The sequence below is a fragment of the Pseudomonas sp. PGPPP1 genome (assembly GCF_002255865.1).
Classification (GTDB): domain Bacteria; phylum Pseudomonadota; class Gammaproteobacteria; order Pseudomonadales; family Pseudomonadaceae; genus Aquipseudomonas; species Aquipseudomonas cremoris.
This window is the reverse complement of the sequence record NZ_NKIG01000016.1, coordinates 107,499-120,916: the sequence shown is the minus strand read 5'-3', so window position 1 is coordinate 120,916 and position 13,418 is coordinate 107,499. Positions and strand designations below refer to the sequence as shown.

Sequence of the window (13,418 nt, the reverse complement as noted above, 5' to 3'; positions counted from 1 at the left end):
CTGCGATAGCGGTGGTTCAGCTAGAACATGTGCCGACTGATAAGCCGCTATCGCGAGCAAGCCCGCTCCCACAAAGGATGCCTGCGGTGTCAGCCAAGGCGCGCGGCTGCCCGTGCGACGATTTCGCCGCGGGTTTTGCGCGATTCCACCGTACGCTTGCGAGCCTCCTCCAACACACTCAACGGCGCGGTTTGCGGGCTGCCCGAATCAAACGGCGGCGCCGGCGCGTATTCAATCTGCAACTGCACCAGTTGCGCCGTCGCTTCGCTGTACAACTCCGCTGCCAGGGTCAGGGCAAAGTCGATACCGGCGGTGATGCCGCCACCGGTCAACAGGTTGCCGTCACGCACCACACGCTCTTGCACCGGGATCGCGCCGAGCGGGGCGAGCATGTCGTGATACGCCCAGTGGGTCGTGGCTTTGCGTCCGCGCAGCAAGCCCGCTGCACCCAGCACCAGCGAGCCGGTGCACACCGAGGTCACGTACCGCGCGGTGTGCGCCTGGGCCTTGAGGAAGTCGAGGGTCAGTGGGTCTTCCATCAATGCGCCAACGCCGGAACCGCCGGGCACGCAGATCACATCCAGCGACGGGCAGTCGGCGTAGGTCATGGTCGGAGTAAACACCAGGCCGGTGCTTGAGGTGACCGGCGCGAGGTCTTTCCACACCAGGTGCAACTTCACGTCCGGCAGCGAACCGAGCACGTCGTAGGGGCCGGTCAGGTCCAGTTGCTGGATGCCGGGGAACAACACAAAGCCGATCTGCAAGGTCATGGATAGCGCTCCGATAAAGGGGTGGACGGGTTCACTGTAGAGGCCTAGGCTTTGGCGAATACGCCATTGAGCCCACAGATCACGCCAATCATGCCGCGAATCATCCACGTACTCGCTTTCAACAATGCCCAGGTGCTCGACGTGACCGGGCCGCTGCAAGTGTTCGCCTCCACTAATGACTTGGCCCGTCAGCGCGGTGAGCCGCTGCCCTATGCCGTCTCGGTGATCGCCGCGCAAAGCGAACCGGTGATGACCTCTGCCGGCCTGGCGCTGGTGGCCGAGCCGCTGCCCGCCGCCGACACGCCTTGCGACACCCTGGTGATCGCCGGCGGCTGGGGTGTATACGGCGCCGCCGAAGACCCGGCGCTGGTGGATTGGGTGCGTGAGAAAGCCCGGCACACCCGGCGCATGACGTCCGTCTGCACCGGCGCCTTCCTGCTCGCCGCCAGCGGCCTGCTCGATGGCCGTCGCGTGGCCACCCACTGGACGCGCTGCGAGGAACTGGCGCGCAAATTTCCATCGCTGACGGTGGAGGCCAACCCGATCTTTATCCAGCAAGGCAGTGTGTGGACCTCGGCCGGCGTCACCGCCGGTATCGACCTGTGCCTGGCCCTGGTAGAAGAAGACCTGGGCAGTGCGGTGGCCCTGGAAGTGGCGCGGCACTTGGTGGTGTTCCTCAAGCGCCCCGGCGGCCAGTCGCAATTCAGCGTGACCCTGTCCCTGCAAAAGAGCGACAGCCGCTTCGCCGAACTCCACGCCTGGATCGCCGAGCACCTGACGTTGGATTTGAACATCCCAACCCTGGCCGCCCAGAGCGGCATGAGCGAGCGCAGTTTCGTGCGCCACTACCGCGCCGAAACCGGCCAGACCCCGGCGCGTGCCGTCGAACTGATCCGCGTCGAAACGGCACGCCGGCAACTCGCCGACAGCAATGCATCGATCAAACGCATTGCCGTGCAATGCGGGTTCGGTTGTGAAGAGACGTTGCGCCGCAGCTTTTTAAGGGCCCTGTCGGTAACGCCCCAGGCCTACCGCGAGCGCTTCTCGCCGAGCAATTCCAGCAGCGCATCCAGCGTGGCCTGAGGCGCTTCCTGCGGAATATTGTGGCCGACGCCGGGCAACACCCGTCGCCGATAGAAGCCGCTGAAGTGCTCCACGTCGTCATCTTCCTCGGGCGGCGGGCCCACACCATCATCGGCGCCGCACAGTGAAATACTCGGTACCGAAATCGCCGGTTGCAACGCCAGTGCCTGCTCGATGGCTTCCAGTGCCGGGTCGCCCGGCGCGTACATAAAGCGGTGGCGATAAGAGTGAATCACCACCTCGACAAAATCCGGGTTATCGAACGACGGCGCGGTCTGCCCATACAGGCCCGGCCCCTCGGCCCAGGACGGTGACCACAGCGACCACAACAGTTCACACAACTCTCCGCGATTGGCGGTCAAACCGTCTACGCCGCGCTGGGTATGAAAGTAGAACTGGTACCACAACCGATGCTCAGTCACCGGCGCCCGGGGTTTGAGCGACTTGGCGATGTCCTGGATGTTGTAGCCATCCCCCGTCACCAAACCACGCACCCGCTCTGGCCATAACGCCGCGACGATACACGCAGCGCGTCCGCCCCAGTCATACCCGGCGAGGGTGGCCTGGGGAATCGACAGCGCATCCATAAAGTCCAGCAAGTCCTTGGCCAACGCCGCCTGCTGCCCGGAGCGCATCACGTGCTCGTTGATAAAACGCGTCGGGCCATAACCGCGCAGGTACGGCACCAATACCCGATAACCCTGTTCGGCCAGCACCGGCGCAATCGCGTCGTAGCCGCGTGGGTCATAGGGGAAACCATGCAACAGGATTACCGGTGCGCCATCCGTGGGGCCGTGGGCTTCATAGGCCACATCGAGCATGGAGGTACGCACGTAGAGCAGCGGGGCGGTCGTGGTCATGGTGAGTGTTTGTCGGTTGGCCAGAGGTTTTGGAACTCTAGCCGATTGCCGTGACGGGATGGGGGGCGATGTGTGGCGCAGGGGTTACTTGTCTAGATCAAGGTCAGCACGGCTCAGCACATGCTTGAAGTGATGCCGCCACAAATCCACCCCCAACTGCCCCGATCGATCCAATGAAGACCCCACCGTCAAATCGCTGATCAAGGTCGGCTGCAAACCCGCATCAAACAAAGCGAACCCAGCCGCCAAGACGCAGGTATCGGTCTGGATTCCGCACACCAACACCCGCTCGGGCGCCAGGCTTTTGAGGTAGGCGACGGTCTCGGGCGTTGGCGCATACCCATGCTTGATAAAGATGCGATCCGCCGCGATCAGGCTTTGGTCGTTCGGCGCCGGTTGCCAGCCCAGTTGGCGGGCGAACGGGGTGACGCTTTCGTCGTGGCGCTCCACAGTGGCCACCGAGGGCAGGTGGCCGAGCAGGGCGTTGATGCCCTCCACCAGCCACTCGGGAGGGTTAAAGGACGGTTGCACATCGATGATCAGCAGTACCTGGCGCATGGGGTTCCTGTCGGCAGTCGAGGGGCAGGCCATTGTGCCCTAGGGTTGCCAGGTCGTCTTCTCCCCGCTCAACTTACGGTCCAGGAACGTTGCAGCGCTGATCAGCGCCAAATGGCTCAGGGCCTGTGGCGTGTTGCCCAAGTGGCGTGCCTGGCTGTCGAACTCTTCGGCGTACAGCCCCAAGGGGTTTGCGTAGCGCAGCAGTTGTTCGAATTCCAGGTGGGCCTTTTCCACTTGGCCGGCGCGGGCCAGGCATTCCACGTACCAGAACGAGCACGCGGCGAAGGCGCCTTCGGTGCCTTGCAAACCATCGATCTGGCTGTCGTCGTTGCGGTAGCGATAGACCATGCCGTCGCGCACCAGGCTCTTCTGGATGGCTTCCAGTGTGGACAGCCAGCGTGGATCGGTGGCGGCGACAAAACGCACCAGCGGCATCAGCAGCATCGAGCCGTCAAGGGCAGTGCTGCCGGTGTGCTGCACAAAGTGCCCGCGTTCTTCGTTCCAGAAGTTGCTCCAGATATCGGCGTAGATCGCTTGGCGGGTCTGGTCCCAGCGGGCGAATGGCGCCGGCAGCGAGCGCTTGGACGCCAGGCGGATCGCACGGTCCAGCGCCACCCAGCACATCAGCCGCGAATGCAGGAAGTGATGCTGCTCGCCGCGCATCTCCCAGATGCCCACGTCCTTGGTGTTCCAGATCTCGCAGACCTGGTCGGCCACCTCCACCGTGTGTTTCCAGCCCTCGTGGGAGATCGCTTCGCCGTACTTGTTGACCAGGTACACCGCGTCCATCAGCTCGCCATAGATATCCAGCTGGATCTGGTCGAATGCCTCATTGCCGATGCGCACCGGCCTGGCACCGCCGTGGCCGCTAAAGTGGTCAAGCTCGGCTTCCGGCAGTTCCTGGCGCCCGTCGATGCCATACAGGATGTTGATTTTGGTCGGCTGCCCGCAGCAGTCGCTGACCCGGCCCTTGAGCCAGCGCATGTAGCTATTGGCTTCTTCTACAAAGCCCAGGCGCATGAAGGCGTAGACGGTAAAGGAGGCATCGCGGATCCAGGTGTAGCGGTAATCCCAGTTGCGCTCGCCACCCGGTGTCTCGGGCAGGCCGAAGGTGGCAGCGGCGATGATTGCGCCGTGTTTGCGCGAGGTCAGAAGTTTTAAGGCCAGCGCCGAGCGGTTGACCATTTCACGCCAGCGTCCGCGGTAATTCGATTGTGCGATCCAGCCGCGCCAGAACTTCAACGTATGGGCCAGCGCCAAGTCGGTGCAGCCGCTGTCGACGCGCTCGTCTTCCTGGCCACCGAGGACGAACTCGGCGCCTTCTTCCTGGCGTAGTTCGAAACTGGCGACGGCGGCACCGTCCTTGATGTGCAGCGGATGGCTGCTGGACAGGCGCAGGCCGGGTTGGCCTTGCGCGGTAAAACACACAGTGCCGTTGTCGAGAGCGGCCTGGGTTGGCGTGCGCGCATAGTCATGACGCACCGCACAGCGCAGGTGGATATTGGCTTTGCCGCTGACCACGCGCACGCGGCGAATCAACAGGGGCAGGTCATCGATCTCCTCGCTGATGGTCAGCAGGTCGGTGATCTCGACCACGGCTTCATCGCTGAGCCAGCGGGTCTGCAACACGTTGGTGTCGGGCAGGTAGATCTGCTCGCGGCGGGCGTTGGGCAGGTCTGGGGTGAGTTGGAAAATTCCAGCGTCGGGGGTGTCCAGCAGCGAGCAGAAGATCGAGGGGCTGTCGAATTCCGGCCAGCAGAAAAAATCGATGCTGCCTTTATCGTTTACCAATGCCGCACTGCGCATATCGCCGATGATGCCGTGGGCATCAATGGCACTCTGTTGTTCGTTCGTCAAATCAACCATTGCCACGGAACTCCGGATAAAGGCTCATGCCGCCGTCAATAAACAGGGTGCTGCCCACTACATAGTCAGAGGCGTCGCTGGCCAGCCATACCACGGCGTTGGCGACGTCCTCGACATCACCCACTCGACCATAAGGAATCAGCTTCAACAGCTCCTTTTCGGCCGCGCCTTCGGTGGCTGCGCGGTTGATTGCCGTTCGGATCGCCCCCGGCGCAATGCCGTTGATGCGAATACGTTGTTCGCTGACTTCCTGGGCGAGGGTGCGCATCAGCATTTCCACGCCACCCTTGGAGGCCGCGTAATTCACGTGGCCGGCCCAAGGGATGAGTTGGTGCACCGAACTCATGTGGATGATTTTGCCGGCGGCCCGCGAAACACCGTCCCGCACGCCCTGGCGATTGAAGATACGCACCGCGGCCCGGGCGCAGAGGAACTGGCCGGTGAGGTTGACGCCGATCACCGTGTTCCAGTCCTCGAGCGTCATGTCGACCAGATTGGCGTCTTTCTGCAGCCCGGAGTTGGCCACCAGGATGTCCAGGTGGCCGAACGCATCGAGGGTCTGGGCGAACAGGCGTTCAACATCGGCTTCTTTAGAGACATCTGCGCCAATCGCAATGGCACGGCCGCCGTCGGCATTGATCTGCGCCGCGAGTGCTTCGGCGGGCGCGGCCTGGGCGTTGTAATTCAACACCACCGCAGCCCCGGATTGCGCCAGCGCCTTGGCCGCGCCGGCGCCGATTCCGGAGCTGGCACCCGTCACCAACGCCACTTGTTGTTCCAACGAAATTCGCATTGCCCACCCGACCTTAAATTCGTGAGTTCAAGCAGCTGACTGATGCCGGACAAGGGAAGTTCACCGTTGTGAAATTAGCGACTACAACCATGGTGAAAAATGGAATAACAGAAGAATAAAAAATAACCATAAGATACTAAAAAACCGCTCAAAAGCGTTTGACAGGGTTTTTTGTCGCGTGTCTTATAGGCACACCTCAACCCGCTCCGTTGGTAGTTCGGAAGTCATCGCGGAGTCACCTATAAGAGATGCCCATGTATGAATCGGCAGTTATAGGGGAACTACCAGAACAGGCGGCAGTGTCATTGCCTAAGTTGGTAATCTTCGATTGCGACGGTGTATTAGTTCAAAGCGAAGAAATCAGCCTGTCTGTATTGATTGCCCTGTTGAATGGTTATGCGCCGGACACTGTTGCACTTGATAGTTCGTATTATATTGAGCGTTTTCGTGGGCGAAAGATTGCCGATTGTTTGCGTGAGGCTGAACAGGTATTGGATATACGCCTGGATGATCAGTTTGAACCGCACTTTAGGGTGCAAGCGTTGGAGGCCTTGACGCTTCACTTGAAGGCCACTAACGGAATAATCGATGTGCTGGAAAATCTGGACATTGCGTATTGCGTGGCGTCCAGTGCACCGCGCAACAAGATAGAACATTGTTTGCGTGTGGCGGGGTTGTTCTCTTATTTCGAGGGGCGAATATTCAGTTGTTATGAATTGGGCCGTTGGAAACCTGACCCCCTGGTGTTTTTAACCGCATGCCAGGCCTACAACGTTGACGTAGCGGATGCCGTGGTGATTGAAGACAGTGTCACAGGTATTCAAGCGGCCGTTGCCGCGAATATAAAAGTATTGGGTTTTGGTTCGATCGATCGGCATGGACAGTTGGCCGATGCCGGGGCCGTACCGTTTGCCGATATGCGTGAATTACTGACCCTTATTAATTGATGGCATTACTCAGGAAAGGAGGCGTTGTGAACACTTTCGGTTACATAGAACGGCTTAAGAGTAATGACCCCTGTTCAGAGGTATGGTGGGATTCATCGCCCGTGGTGTACGTACCTTATAAACAGCACTTGCTGGACAAGTACCCTGCGGCGGCCGTTCATATTAATCACTTGATGCCGGATGCGTTCGCACTGCACGCAGGCTTCAGCAGTGTGACCACCAACCCTCGCTTGGTCACCGCCGTTATTCTCGACAAGCGTGAGTACTGGTCGTCGCGTTTCAACTTGGCCAGCCTGTCGCCCCAGGCGTTACGCAAGAAACTCTACGACGAGGTCATCATCGAAGGGGCCGCGGCGTTGAAGTCGCTGTGGGTTCAGTCGGCCCAGGCGGATGGCTGGATCTCTGCCCAGGTCGATCCGGTGGATGTGCGCTGCACCGAGCGCATGACTGCCCGTGGGGTGGAACTGCACCAGTTGGCACCAAACGTGATGGTGAAAGTGCCGGGCAGCCTGGAAGGGCTGGCAACCGTAGAGTGCCTGGTGGCCCAGGGTGGCTCCGTCAACATCACCTTCTGCTTTACCGTCTCGCAGTTCCAGGCCGGTATCCAGGCCATAGAACGTGGCCTGACGACGGCGCGCAGTAACGGGGTCGACACCCGCCACTGCAAATACGTGATCACCTTCATGATCGGGCGCTTTTCCTGCCAGCCCGAACTGGCCTTGCAAGCCGCTGAGCGTGGCTTGGCGCTGGATGCCGAAGAGCTGCGGTGGGCTGAGTTGCTGATCTACGAGCAGATCCAGGCCTTGGTAACCGCCTCCAACGTGCCGGTCAAAACCCTGCTGTCCAGCATCAAGGTCGATGTGGACGAGCGCGGCAACAAACATTGCTGGCACCTGGAGAAAACCGGGCTGACGGCGACGTGCTACACGCTGACGCCGGACGTGGTGGATTTTCTGATCGAACGCGAGAGCCGTGGCAAACCGGTGCTGCCCGCCAGCGAACCGCTACAGGCGCCGCTTTCGACCTTCGCAAAGTTGGTGCGCATTCCGTACTTCTGCGAAGCCTATTTTGTCGACGGTATTGAAGCGTACGACTTCGGCAATCATGAGGCGTTTATCAACGCTTGCAACGAAGCCAACAGCGCTCATCGGCGCCTGGCCGACTACTGCGTGCGCCTCTGTCCGGCGGCGAAGCCGCACAGAATGTCGCTCAACGCGATCCTGGCCGCCGAATACGGGGTGCTCGCATGAACAAGATGGTCGGTTTATGGGCGCACCCACGTTCGCGTTCCACCGTGTTGGAGCGCGTGTTTATCGAGCGCGGCGATTTTGAGGTGTTTCACGAACCATTTGCCCACATGGCGTTTTCCGAAGACTCGACGATTCCTTCGGATGAGTGGGACCACAGTTTGCCCACGACGTATGCCGGTATCAAAGATCAACTTATCCAGGCGAAAGAGCGCGCTCATGTGTTTCACAAGGACATGTGCTACCACTGCCTGGATGAATTGAAAGTTGATCTTGGCTTTTTGGCGCAACAAGAAAACATTTTTATTATTCGCGAACCCGCCAGTAGCATTATTTCCCACCATCGGGTGCATCCCGATATGCCGCTGCACGCGATTGGGCATAAAGCCTTGTACGAGATATTTTGTGTCGTCACCAAACTCACCGGCAAAGTGCCTTATGTGATTAACGCGGATGATTTGGCGGCCGACCCGGAGCGCATCATTCGCAAGTTGTGTGACTACTTGCAGATTGAATTTCTGCCTCATGCCATGACCTGGAAACGCGAATGCCCGCCCCAGTGGAAAACCTGGCGAAGTTGGCATGTGGCCGCAGAGAACAGTGACCGTATTGTCTTGCCGGAGCAACAAGCAGCCGACACGGAAGCGCTCGATCAATACCCAAAGTTAAGGGCGATGTACGAATACCATCGGACGTTTTACGCGCGCATGAACGAATTTTGCCAATAAGGATGGTTGTATGAAAAAGTTGATTATTACCGGTGCGGCCAACGGGATTGGGCGGGCCACGTTGATAAAAGCGATTGAACAAGGGTATTTCGTTATCGCCGCCGATAAAGATGCCGAAGGGTTGCGCGTACTGCAAAATCAATATGGCGCGGATGTGTTGGAGACTCAGGTTGCCGACTTCTCGGATAACGCCGTCATCAAGGGCTTTATCCCTGCTTTGTATGAACGCCATTCGACAATTTATGGGCTGGTGAATAACGCCGGGCTTTATCACGGCAAAAGTGTCTACGCCTACACCGATGATGAAGTCGACGAAATCCTCAATGTGAACCTCAAGGCGTTGGTGTATCTCTCAAAGGACTTTGCCGAACGGGAAATGAAGCACGAAGCCCCGCGCAGCATCGTCAACATTGCCTCGGTGGCGGGTGAGGTGGGCAGCTGCGACGCGCTCTACGGTGCGACCAAGGCGGCGGTCATCGGCCTGACCAAGGCCAACGCCTGGAACTTTGCCCCCTTTGTACGAGTGAACGCAGTGTCCCCGGCGCTGATTCATGACACCGCCATCTACGACACCATCCCCACTTACCGGCGTGACGAGTACGCCCGCCAGGAAATCCTCAAGGACCCCATCCTGCCCAGCGGCGTTGCCGATGTGATCCTGCTGTTGGTCAACGATGCGATGCGCCACATCACCGGCAGGGTTATTCCGGTAGACAACGGAGCCTACCCACGGTGAGCCAGTTGATACGCAAGAAAAAGCTGCTGCTGGTCGGTGCGGGCAACTTGTGCCTGCAGATCCTGAAAATTCTCGGGCCGAAAAACCAGTTCGAGTTTGTGGTGTTGGGCCGCAATGAAGAATCGACCCTGCGGCTGTGCAACCTGGTGGCGCTGTCATGTGCGCAGTTGGGGCAGTTCATTTCGATCAAGCCGGTTATCGCCGACCTCGCGGAGATCGACAAGGTTTCCCGACTGCTGCGTGAAGAGGCGCCAGACATCCTGGTGAACTGCGCTTCGTTGCAATCGTGGCGGGTGATTACCGGCTTGCCCAAGCTCACGTTCGAACAGCTCGACCAGGCCCAGTTTGGCCCGTGGCTGCCGATGCACCTGACATTGATGCATTACCTGATGCAAGCGGTAAAGGCTTCGGGCATTTCGGCCAAGACGGTCAATGCGGCCTTTCCGGATGCGGTTAACCCGATCCTGTCCAGGATCGGCCTGGCGCCGGATATCGGCGTGGGCAATGTGGCCAACCTGATCCCTGCGGTGCGTTTTTCCATCGCCCGGTTGCTGGAGTGCGAACCCGCTGATGTGCAAGTGCGCTTGTATGCCCAGCATTACTTCAGCCACTACGTGCCGCGCGGTGGTTTGCCGCCGCGTGCCAGTTACCGCTTGTTGTATGAGGTGCGCGACCGGCCAGAGGTAACGCGCCTGCCAGCGGAGTCGGTGTTTTCCACGGTAAAGGCCGAGTTCCGGCGCTTGGGTGGCGTGGATGGGCAGTTCCTCACCGCGTGCTCGGCCGTCACGGTGATCGAGGGGCTGTTTTCGCCCACGCCGGTGCTGGTGCATGCGCCGGGCCCGCTGGGGCTTCCGGGTGGTTATCCGGTGTGGCTGCACGATGGGCAGATCGACGTGCAGTTTTCCGACGCCTGCCCGCAGGACGAGGCCGTGCGCATCAACGCCATCTGCCAGAGCCAGGACGGCATCGACGAGATCCATTGCGACGGCTCCGTCACGTTCAACCCGCAGTGCATGGCGATCATGCAAACGCTGCTGGGCTACTCCAAGAAAACCATGTCGATCGAGCAGTCGGCCGATTATGCCCGCGAGCTGGCGAGCAAGTACCTGTCTTTCAAGAATTCAACTTGGTAGGTGTGTGATGAATCAAGTATCAGGGCGAAAACACAACGATGTGGCCAGTTACTCCGCGCAGTATTCGGCGGATTTCGTCGAGCGCTGGGATGAGTTGATCGACTGGGAAAAACGCAAGGCGGGGGAGGGCGGTTTCTTTGAAAAGCTGCTGCGTGAACATGGCGTGCAGTCGGTGATCGATGTATCGACGGGCAGTGGCTTCCACGCGGTGCAGCTCAAGCAAGCGGGTTTTGATGTGGTGGCCACCGACGGCAGCAGCACCATGCTGACCAAGGCCCGGGCGAACTTTCGTGAGCATGGCCTGGAGATTCAATCCCACTACCGTGACTGGCTGTCCCTCGACCCGCAGGAGTTGGGGCAGTTCGACGCGGTGGTGTGCTTGGGCAGTTCGTTGTGCCACGTGTTCGCCGCCCATGATCGCCTCAATGTGCTGGAGAAGTTCCGGGCCTTGCTCAAGCCGGGTGGTCTGCTGGTTGTCGACCAGCGCAACTTCCTCGCCATTCGCGCGGGTAATTTCAAAGCCAGCGGTAATTATTATTACTGCGGCACGAACGCGTCGGTCAGCCTGGGTCAGGTCGATCAGCACCTCTGTGAGTTCATCTACACCTTCGATAACGCTGAGCAGTACCGGCTGAAGGTTTACCCATTGTTGCCTGGGGAGTTGGCCACTGAGGTGCTTGCGTCCGGGTTTGCCGTGCATGAGAGCTACGGCGATTTCCAGCGTAACTACGACATGATGAATTGCGACTTTGTCATCCACACTGCACGCGCTGTGTAAGGAAGCACGATGAGCACACTTGTACAGAGCACCCCGCGCACCCTGGACAGCGTGGTGCTGGCGGTGGTGTTGACCGGGTTTGTGGCCAGCACCTATGGCTTTGGGGTGTACCTGTTCGCCAACCTGGTGGTGGACATGCGCCGCGACATCGGCTTCGACTACACCACCGTCGGGCTGATCACGGGCGGTGCGCAGATTGGCTTCCTGCTGTTTTCATCGGTCACGAGCTATATCAGCCGTTACTTCGAGGGCTGGAAGATCAGCCTGGTGTCCACGGGGATCACCTCGTTGGCGCTGCTGGGGCTGAGTGTCAGTGACAACATCTGGTTGTCCGGAGGGTTGTTGATCTTGCTCGGCGGTTGCTCGGCGTCGGTGTATATCCCGCTGGCGGAGATCGTTGCCAAGGGGTTCAGCCCCGGCAATCGTTCACGGGTCATGGGGCTGATCTCCAGCGGCACCAGCTACGGCGTGTTTATCAACGGCTTGTTGGTGTCGTTCCTGACGCTGCACGGCGGCTGGCGTTCGATCTGGCTCACCGCCGGTGTTATATCGGTGGCCCTGTGCGTCATCGCCTGGTTCCTGTTGCGCAACCTGGCGGCGGGCGAGGACAGCGGGTTTTCCAGGCAGCGCTCGGCAGCGCTCGACAGCCATGCACCCTGGCTAAGCCGTTCGCTGTACCTGACCTGGGCCATCGCCTTTCTCAATGGCATGGCATTGCTGCCTTTCCAGACCTATCTGGCACCGTTTCTTCGCGATGAGCTTGGCGTGTCGGTGCAGGACGCCGGGTTTATCTGGACCACCATCGGCGCCGTGGGCATGGCGTCGGGTTTCCTGGTGGGGTGGATTGCCGACAAGGTCGGGGTACGGGCGTCATTGGCGATGTGTTTTCTGAGTGCAGGCCTGGCGGCGACCTTGGTGTTCAGCTTCAACAGCATCCCGCTGTTCTACCTGGCGGCGTTTCTGTTTGCGTTGGCGTTTTACCCGATCTTCGGGCTTGTCCCCAGCTATATCGGGCAAATCGTGCCGGTCAGCCGCCTGACCCAGGCCTTCGGCATTGCCAATGTGTTGATTGGTTTGGGTGGGGTGTGCGGCAACTTTCTCGGTGGGTTTTCCAAGGACCTGACGGGCTCGTTTTCCATGGTGTATGCGGTGGTTGCGCTGTTGCTCTTTGCGCAATGCGTGATGGTGTTCATGTTGGGTCAACAGCCTGTTTCAGCAACGGAGGGTGAGCGGCCATGAGTTATTTTCCGAACAGTCAAAACCAAAACCTGCATGCGTTTGCATTCAGCCATCTGCATGCCGAACACACTCGAATGAAGCAGAAGCCTCTCGTCATCTGGATGACCGGTATTTCCGCCTCCGGCAAGTCGACGATTGCCGATGCGTTGGAGGTCGCGTTGCATGCACAAGGCCTGTTCACCTGCATCCTTGACGGTGATTCGGTGCGCGGCGGGTTGTGCCGCGACCTGGGGTTTACCGAGGGTGACCGCGATGAGAACATCCGCCGGGTCGCGGAGGTGGCGCGCTTGATGCTCGATACCGGGCTGATCGTGATCGTGGCGCTGATCTCACCTTCATCGGCGAGCCGGCATTACGCACGCTCTATTATCGGTAACGAGCATTTCGTCGAAGTGCATGTTGATGCGCCCTTGGAAACAGCCGAACAACGTGATCCCAAAGGCTTATATAAAAAGGCCCGGTCGGGGCTGATCAAGCACTTCACCGGTATCGACTCTCACTATGACGTACCCGTCTTTCCCGAAGTGCACTTGAATACCCAGGCGCTCTCCGTTGAACAGTCGGTAGTGACTATTCTTGAGTGGATCGCGCAGCGCGGTACGCAAACTTAACCGTTGGTCTTTGCTTGGGGATCACGGTATTTGCAACTCCTGGAAACAAGGTACTCTGCGCCATCGGAG

At 59.5% G+C, this 13,418-nt stretch carries 14 protein-coding genes; 9 read left to right on the top strand and 5 right to left on the bottom strand.

The annotated features are described in order from the left end of the window. Positions 1-89 precede the first annotated feature (89 nt). Positions 90-770 (bottom strand): isonitrile hydratase, encoded by a 681-nt coding sequence (gene inhA / locus CFE47_RS18490; protein ID WP_286839217.1) that lies wholly within the window; start codon positions 768-770, stop codon positions 90-92. 90 nt (positions 771-860) lie between these two features. On the opposite strand from inhA, the gene CFE47_RS18485 reads away from it, so the two are divergent. Beyond that, complete coding sequence (locus CFE47_RS18485) at positions 861-1,853, top strand: GlxA family transcriptional regulator (protein WP_286839215.1); 993 nt, start codon at positions 861-863, stop codon at positions 1,851-1,853. Here CFE47_RS18485 and CFE47_RS18480 read toward each other — a convergent pair. The 4 genes from CFE47_RS18480 to CFE47_RS18465 all read right to left on the bottom strand — a co-directional run bounded on the left by CFE47_RS18480 (position 1,799) and on the right by CFE47_RS18465 (position 5,930). Then, positions 1,799-2,713, bottom strand: coding sequence for an alpha/beta fold hydrolase (locus CFE47_RS18480; RefSeq protein WP_286839214.1), 915 nt, complete (start codon positions 2,711-2,713; stop codon positions 1,799-1,801). The two genes, CFE47_RS18485 and CFE47_RS18480, sit on opposite strands and share 55 nt — an antisense overlap. 84 nt (positions 2,714-2,797) lie before the next feature. Continuing rightward, a complete protein-coding gene (locus CFE47_RS18475) occupies positions 2,798-3,271 on the bottom strand; it encodes an isochorismatase family protein (RefSeq protein ID WP_286839212.1) in 474 nt (157 codons plus the stop codon). A 39-nt stretch (positions 3,272-3,310) separates the two neighbouring features. After that, positions 3,311-5,137: a glycoside hydrolase family 15 protein gene (locus CFE47_RS18470; RefSeq protein ID WP_286839210.1), complete on the bottom strand. Its 1,827-nt coding sequence runs from the start codon at positions 5,135-5,137 to the stop codon at positions 3,311-3,313. Further along, complete coding sequence (locus CFE47_RS18465; protein WP_286839208.1) at positions 5,130-5,930, bottom strand: glucose 1-dehydrogenase; 801 nt, start codon at positions 5,928-5,930, stop codon at positions 5,130-5,132. Before CFE47_RS18465 ends, CFE47_RS18470 begins: the two co-directional genes overlap by 8 nt. Before the next feature lie 254 nt (positions 5,931-6,184). On the opposite strand from CFE47_RS18465, the gene CFE47_RS18460 reads away from it, so the two are divergent. The 8 genes from CFE47_RS18460 to cysC are packed head-to-tail and all read left to right on the top strand — an operon-like array spanning position 6,185 to position 13,349. Further along, complete coding sequence (locus tag CFE47_RS18460; protein ID WP_286839206.1) at positions 6,185-6,877, top strand: HAD family hydrolase; 693 nt, start codon at positions 6,185-6,187, stop codon at positions 6,875-6,877. Between the two features lie 26 nt (positions 6,878-6,903). Then, positions 6,904-8,127: a transaldolase family protein gene (locus CFE47_RS18455; RefSeq protein WP_286839204.1), complete on the top strand. Its 1,224-nt coding sequence runs from the start codon at positions 6,904-6,906 to the stop codon at positions 8,125-8,127. Further along, positions 8,124-8,852, top strand: coding sequence for a sulfotransferase-like domain-containing protein (locus CFE47_RS18450; RefSeq protein ID WP_286839203.1), 729 nt, complete (start codon positions 8,124-8,126; stop codon positions 8,850-8,852). The genes CFE47_RS18455 and CFE47_RS18450 overlap by 4 nt, the downstream gene beginning before the upstream one ends. A gap of 10 nt (positions 8,853-8,862) precedes the next feature. Continuing rightward, on the top strand, positions 8,863-9,588 hold the full coding sequence (locus CFE47_RS18445) for an SDR family NAD(P)-dependent oxidoreductase (RefSeq protein ID WP_286839200.1): 726 nt from the start codon (positions 8,863-8,865) through the stop codon (positions 9,586-9,588). Beyond that, complete coding sequence (locus CFE47_RS18440) at positions 9,585-10,721, top strand: Rossmann-fold NAD(P)-binding domain-containing protein (protein WP_286839198.1); 1,137 nt, start codon at positions 9,585-9,587, stop codon at positions 10,719-10,721. Before CFE47_RS18445 ends, CFE47_RS18440 begins: the two co-directional genes overlap by 4 nt. A gap of 7 nt (positions 10,722-10,728) precedes the next feature. Then, the gene (locus tag CFE47_RS18435; protein ID WP_286839196.1) at positions 10,729-11,499 is read left to right on the top strand and encodes a class I SAM-dependent methyltransferase; all 771 of its coding nucleotides are present in this window, start codon (positions 10,729-10,731) and stop codon (positions 11,497-11,499) included. Between the two features lie 9 nt (positions 11,500-11,508). Further along, positions 11,509-12,738, top strand: a complete 1,230-nt coding sequence (locus CFE47_RS18430) for an MFS transporter (protein ID WP_286839193.1) — start codon at positions 11,509-11,511, stop codon at positions 12,736-12,738. After that, positions 12,735-13,349 (top strand): adenylyl-sulfate kinase, encoded by a 615-nt coding sequence (gene cysC / locus CFE47_RS18425; RefSeq protein ID WP_286839191.1) that lies wholly within the window; start codon positions 12,735-12,737, stop codon positions 13,347-13,349. Before CFE47_RS18430 ends, cysC begins: the two co-directional genes overlap by 4 nt. Positions 13,350-13,418: the final 69 nt, after the last annotated feature.

Excerpts from the sequence above, each read along its gene's own strand:
- CFE47_RS18460 (WP_286839206.1), top strand. The coding sequence starts at position 6,185 with ATGTATGAATCGGCAGTTATAGGGGAACTACCAGAACAGGCGGCAGTG.
- cysC (WP_286839191.1), top strand. The coding sequence starts at position 12,735 with ATGAGTTATTTTCCGAACAGTCAAAACCAAAACCTGCATGCGTTTGCA.
- CFE47_RS18475 (WP_286839212.1), bottom strand. The coding sequence starts at position 3,271 with ATGCGCCAGGTACTGCTGATCATCGATGTGCAACCGTCCTTTAACCCT.
- CFE47_RS18445 (WP_286839200.1), top strand. The coding sequence starts at position 8,863 with ATGAAAAAGTTGATTATTACCGGTGCGGCCAACGGGATTGGGCGGGCC.
- CFE47_RS18485 (WP_286839215.1), top strand. The coding sequence starts at position 861 with ATGCCGCGAATCATCCACGTACTCGCTTTCAACAATGCCCAGGTGCTC.
- CFE47_RS18480 (WP_286839214.1), bottom strand. The coding sequence starts at position 2,713 with ATGACCACGACCGCCCCGCTGCTCTACGTGCGTACCTCCATGCTCGAT.
- CFE47_RS18465 (WP_286839208.1), bottom strand. The coding sequence starts at position 5,930 with ATGCGAATTTCGTTGGAACAACAAGTGGCGTTGGTGACGGGTGCCAGC.
- CFE47_RS18430 (WP_286839193.1), top strand. The coding sequence starts at position 11,509 with ATGAGCACACTTGTACAGAGCACCCCGCGCACCCTGGACAGCGTGGTG.
- CFE47_RS18435 (WP_286839196.1), top strand. The coding sequence starts at position 10,729 with ATGAATCAAGTATCAGGGCGAAAACACAACGATGTGGCCAGTTACTCC.
- CFE47_RS18470 (WP_286839210.1), bottom strand. The coding sequence starts at position 5,137 with ATGGTTGATTTGACGAACGAACAACAGAGTGCCATTGATGCCCACGGC.
- CFE47_RS18450 (WP_286839203.1), top strand. The coding sequence starts at position 8,124 with ATGAACAAGATGGTCGGTTTATGGGCGCACCCACGTTCGCGTTCCACC.
- inhA (WP_286839217.1), bottom strand. The coding sequence starts at position 770 with ATGACCTTGCAGATCGGCTTTGTGTTGTTCCCCGGCATCCAGCAACTG.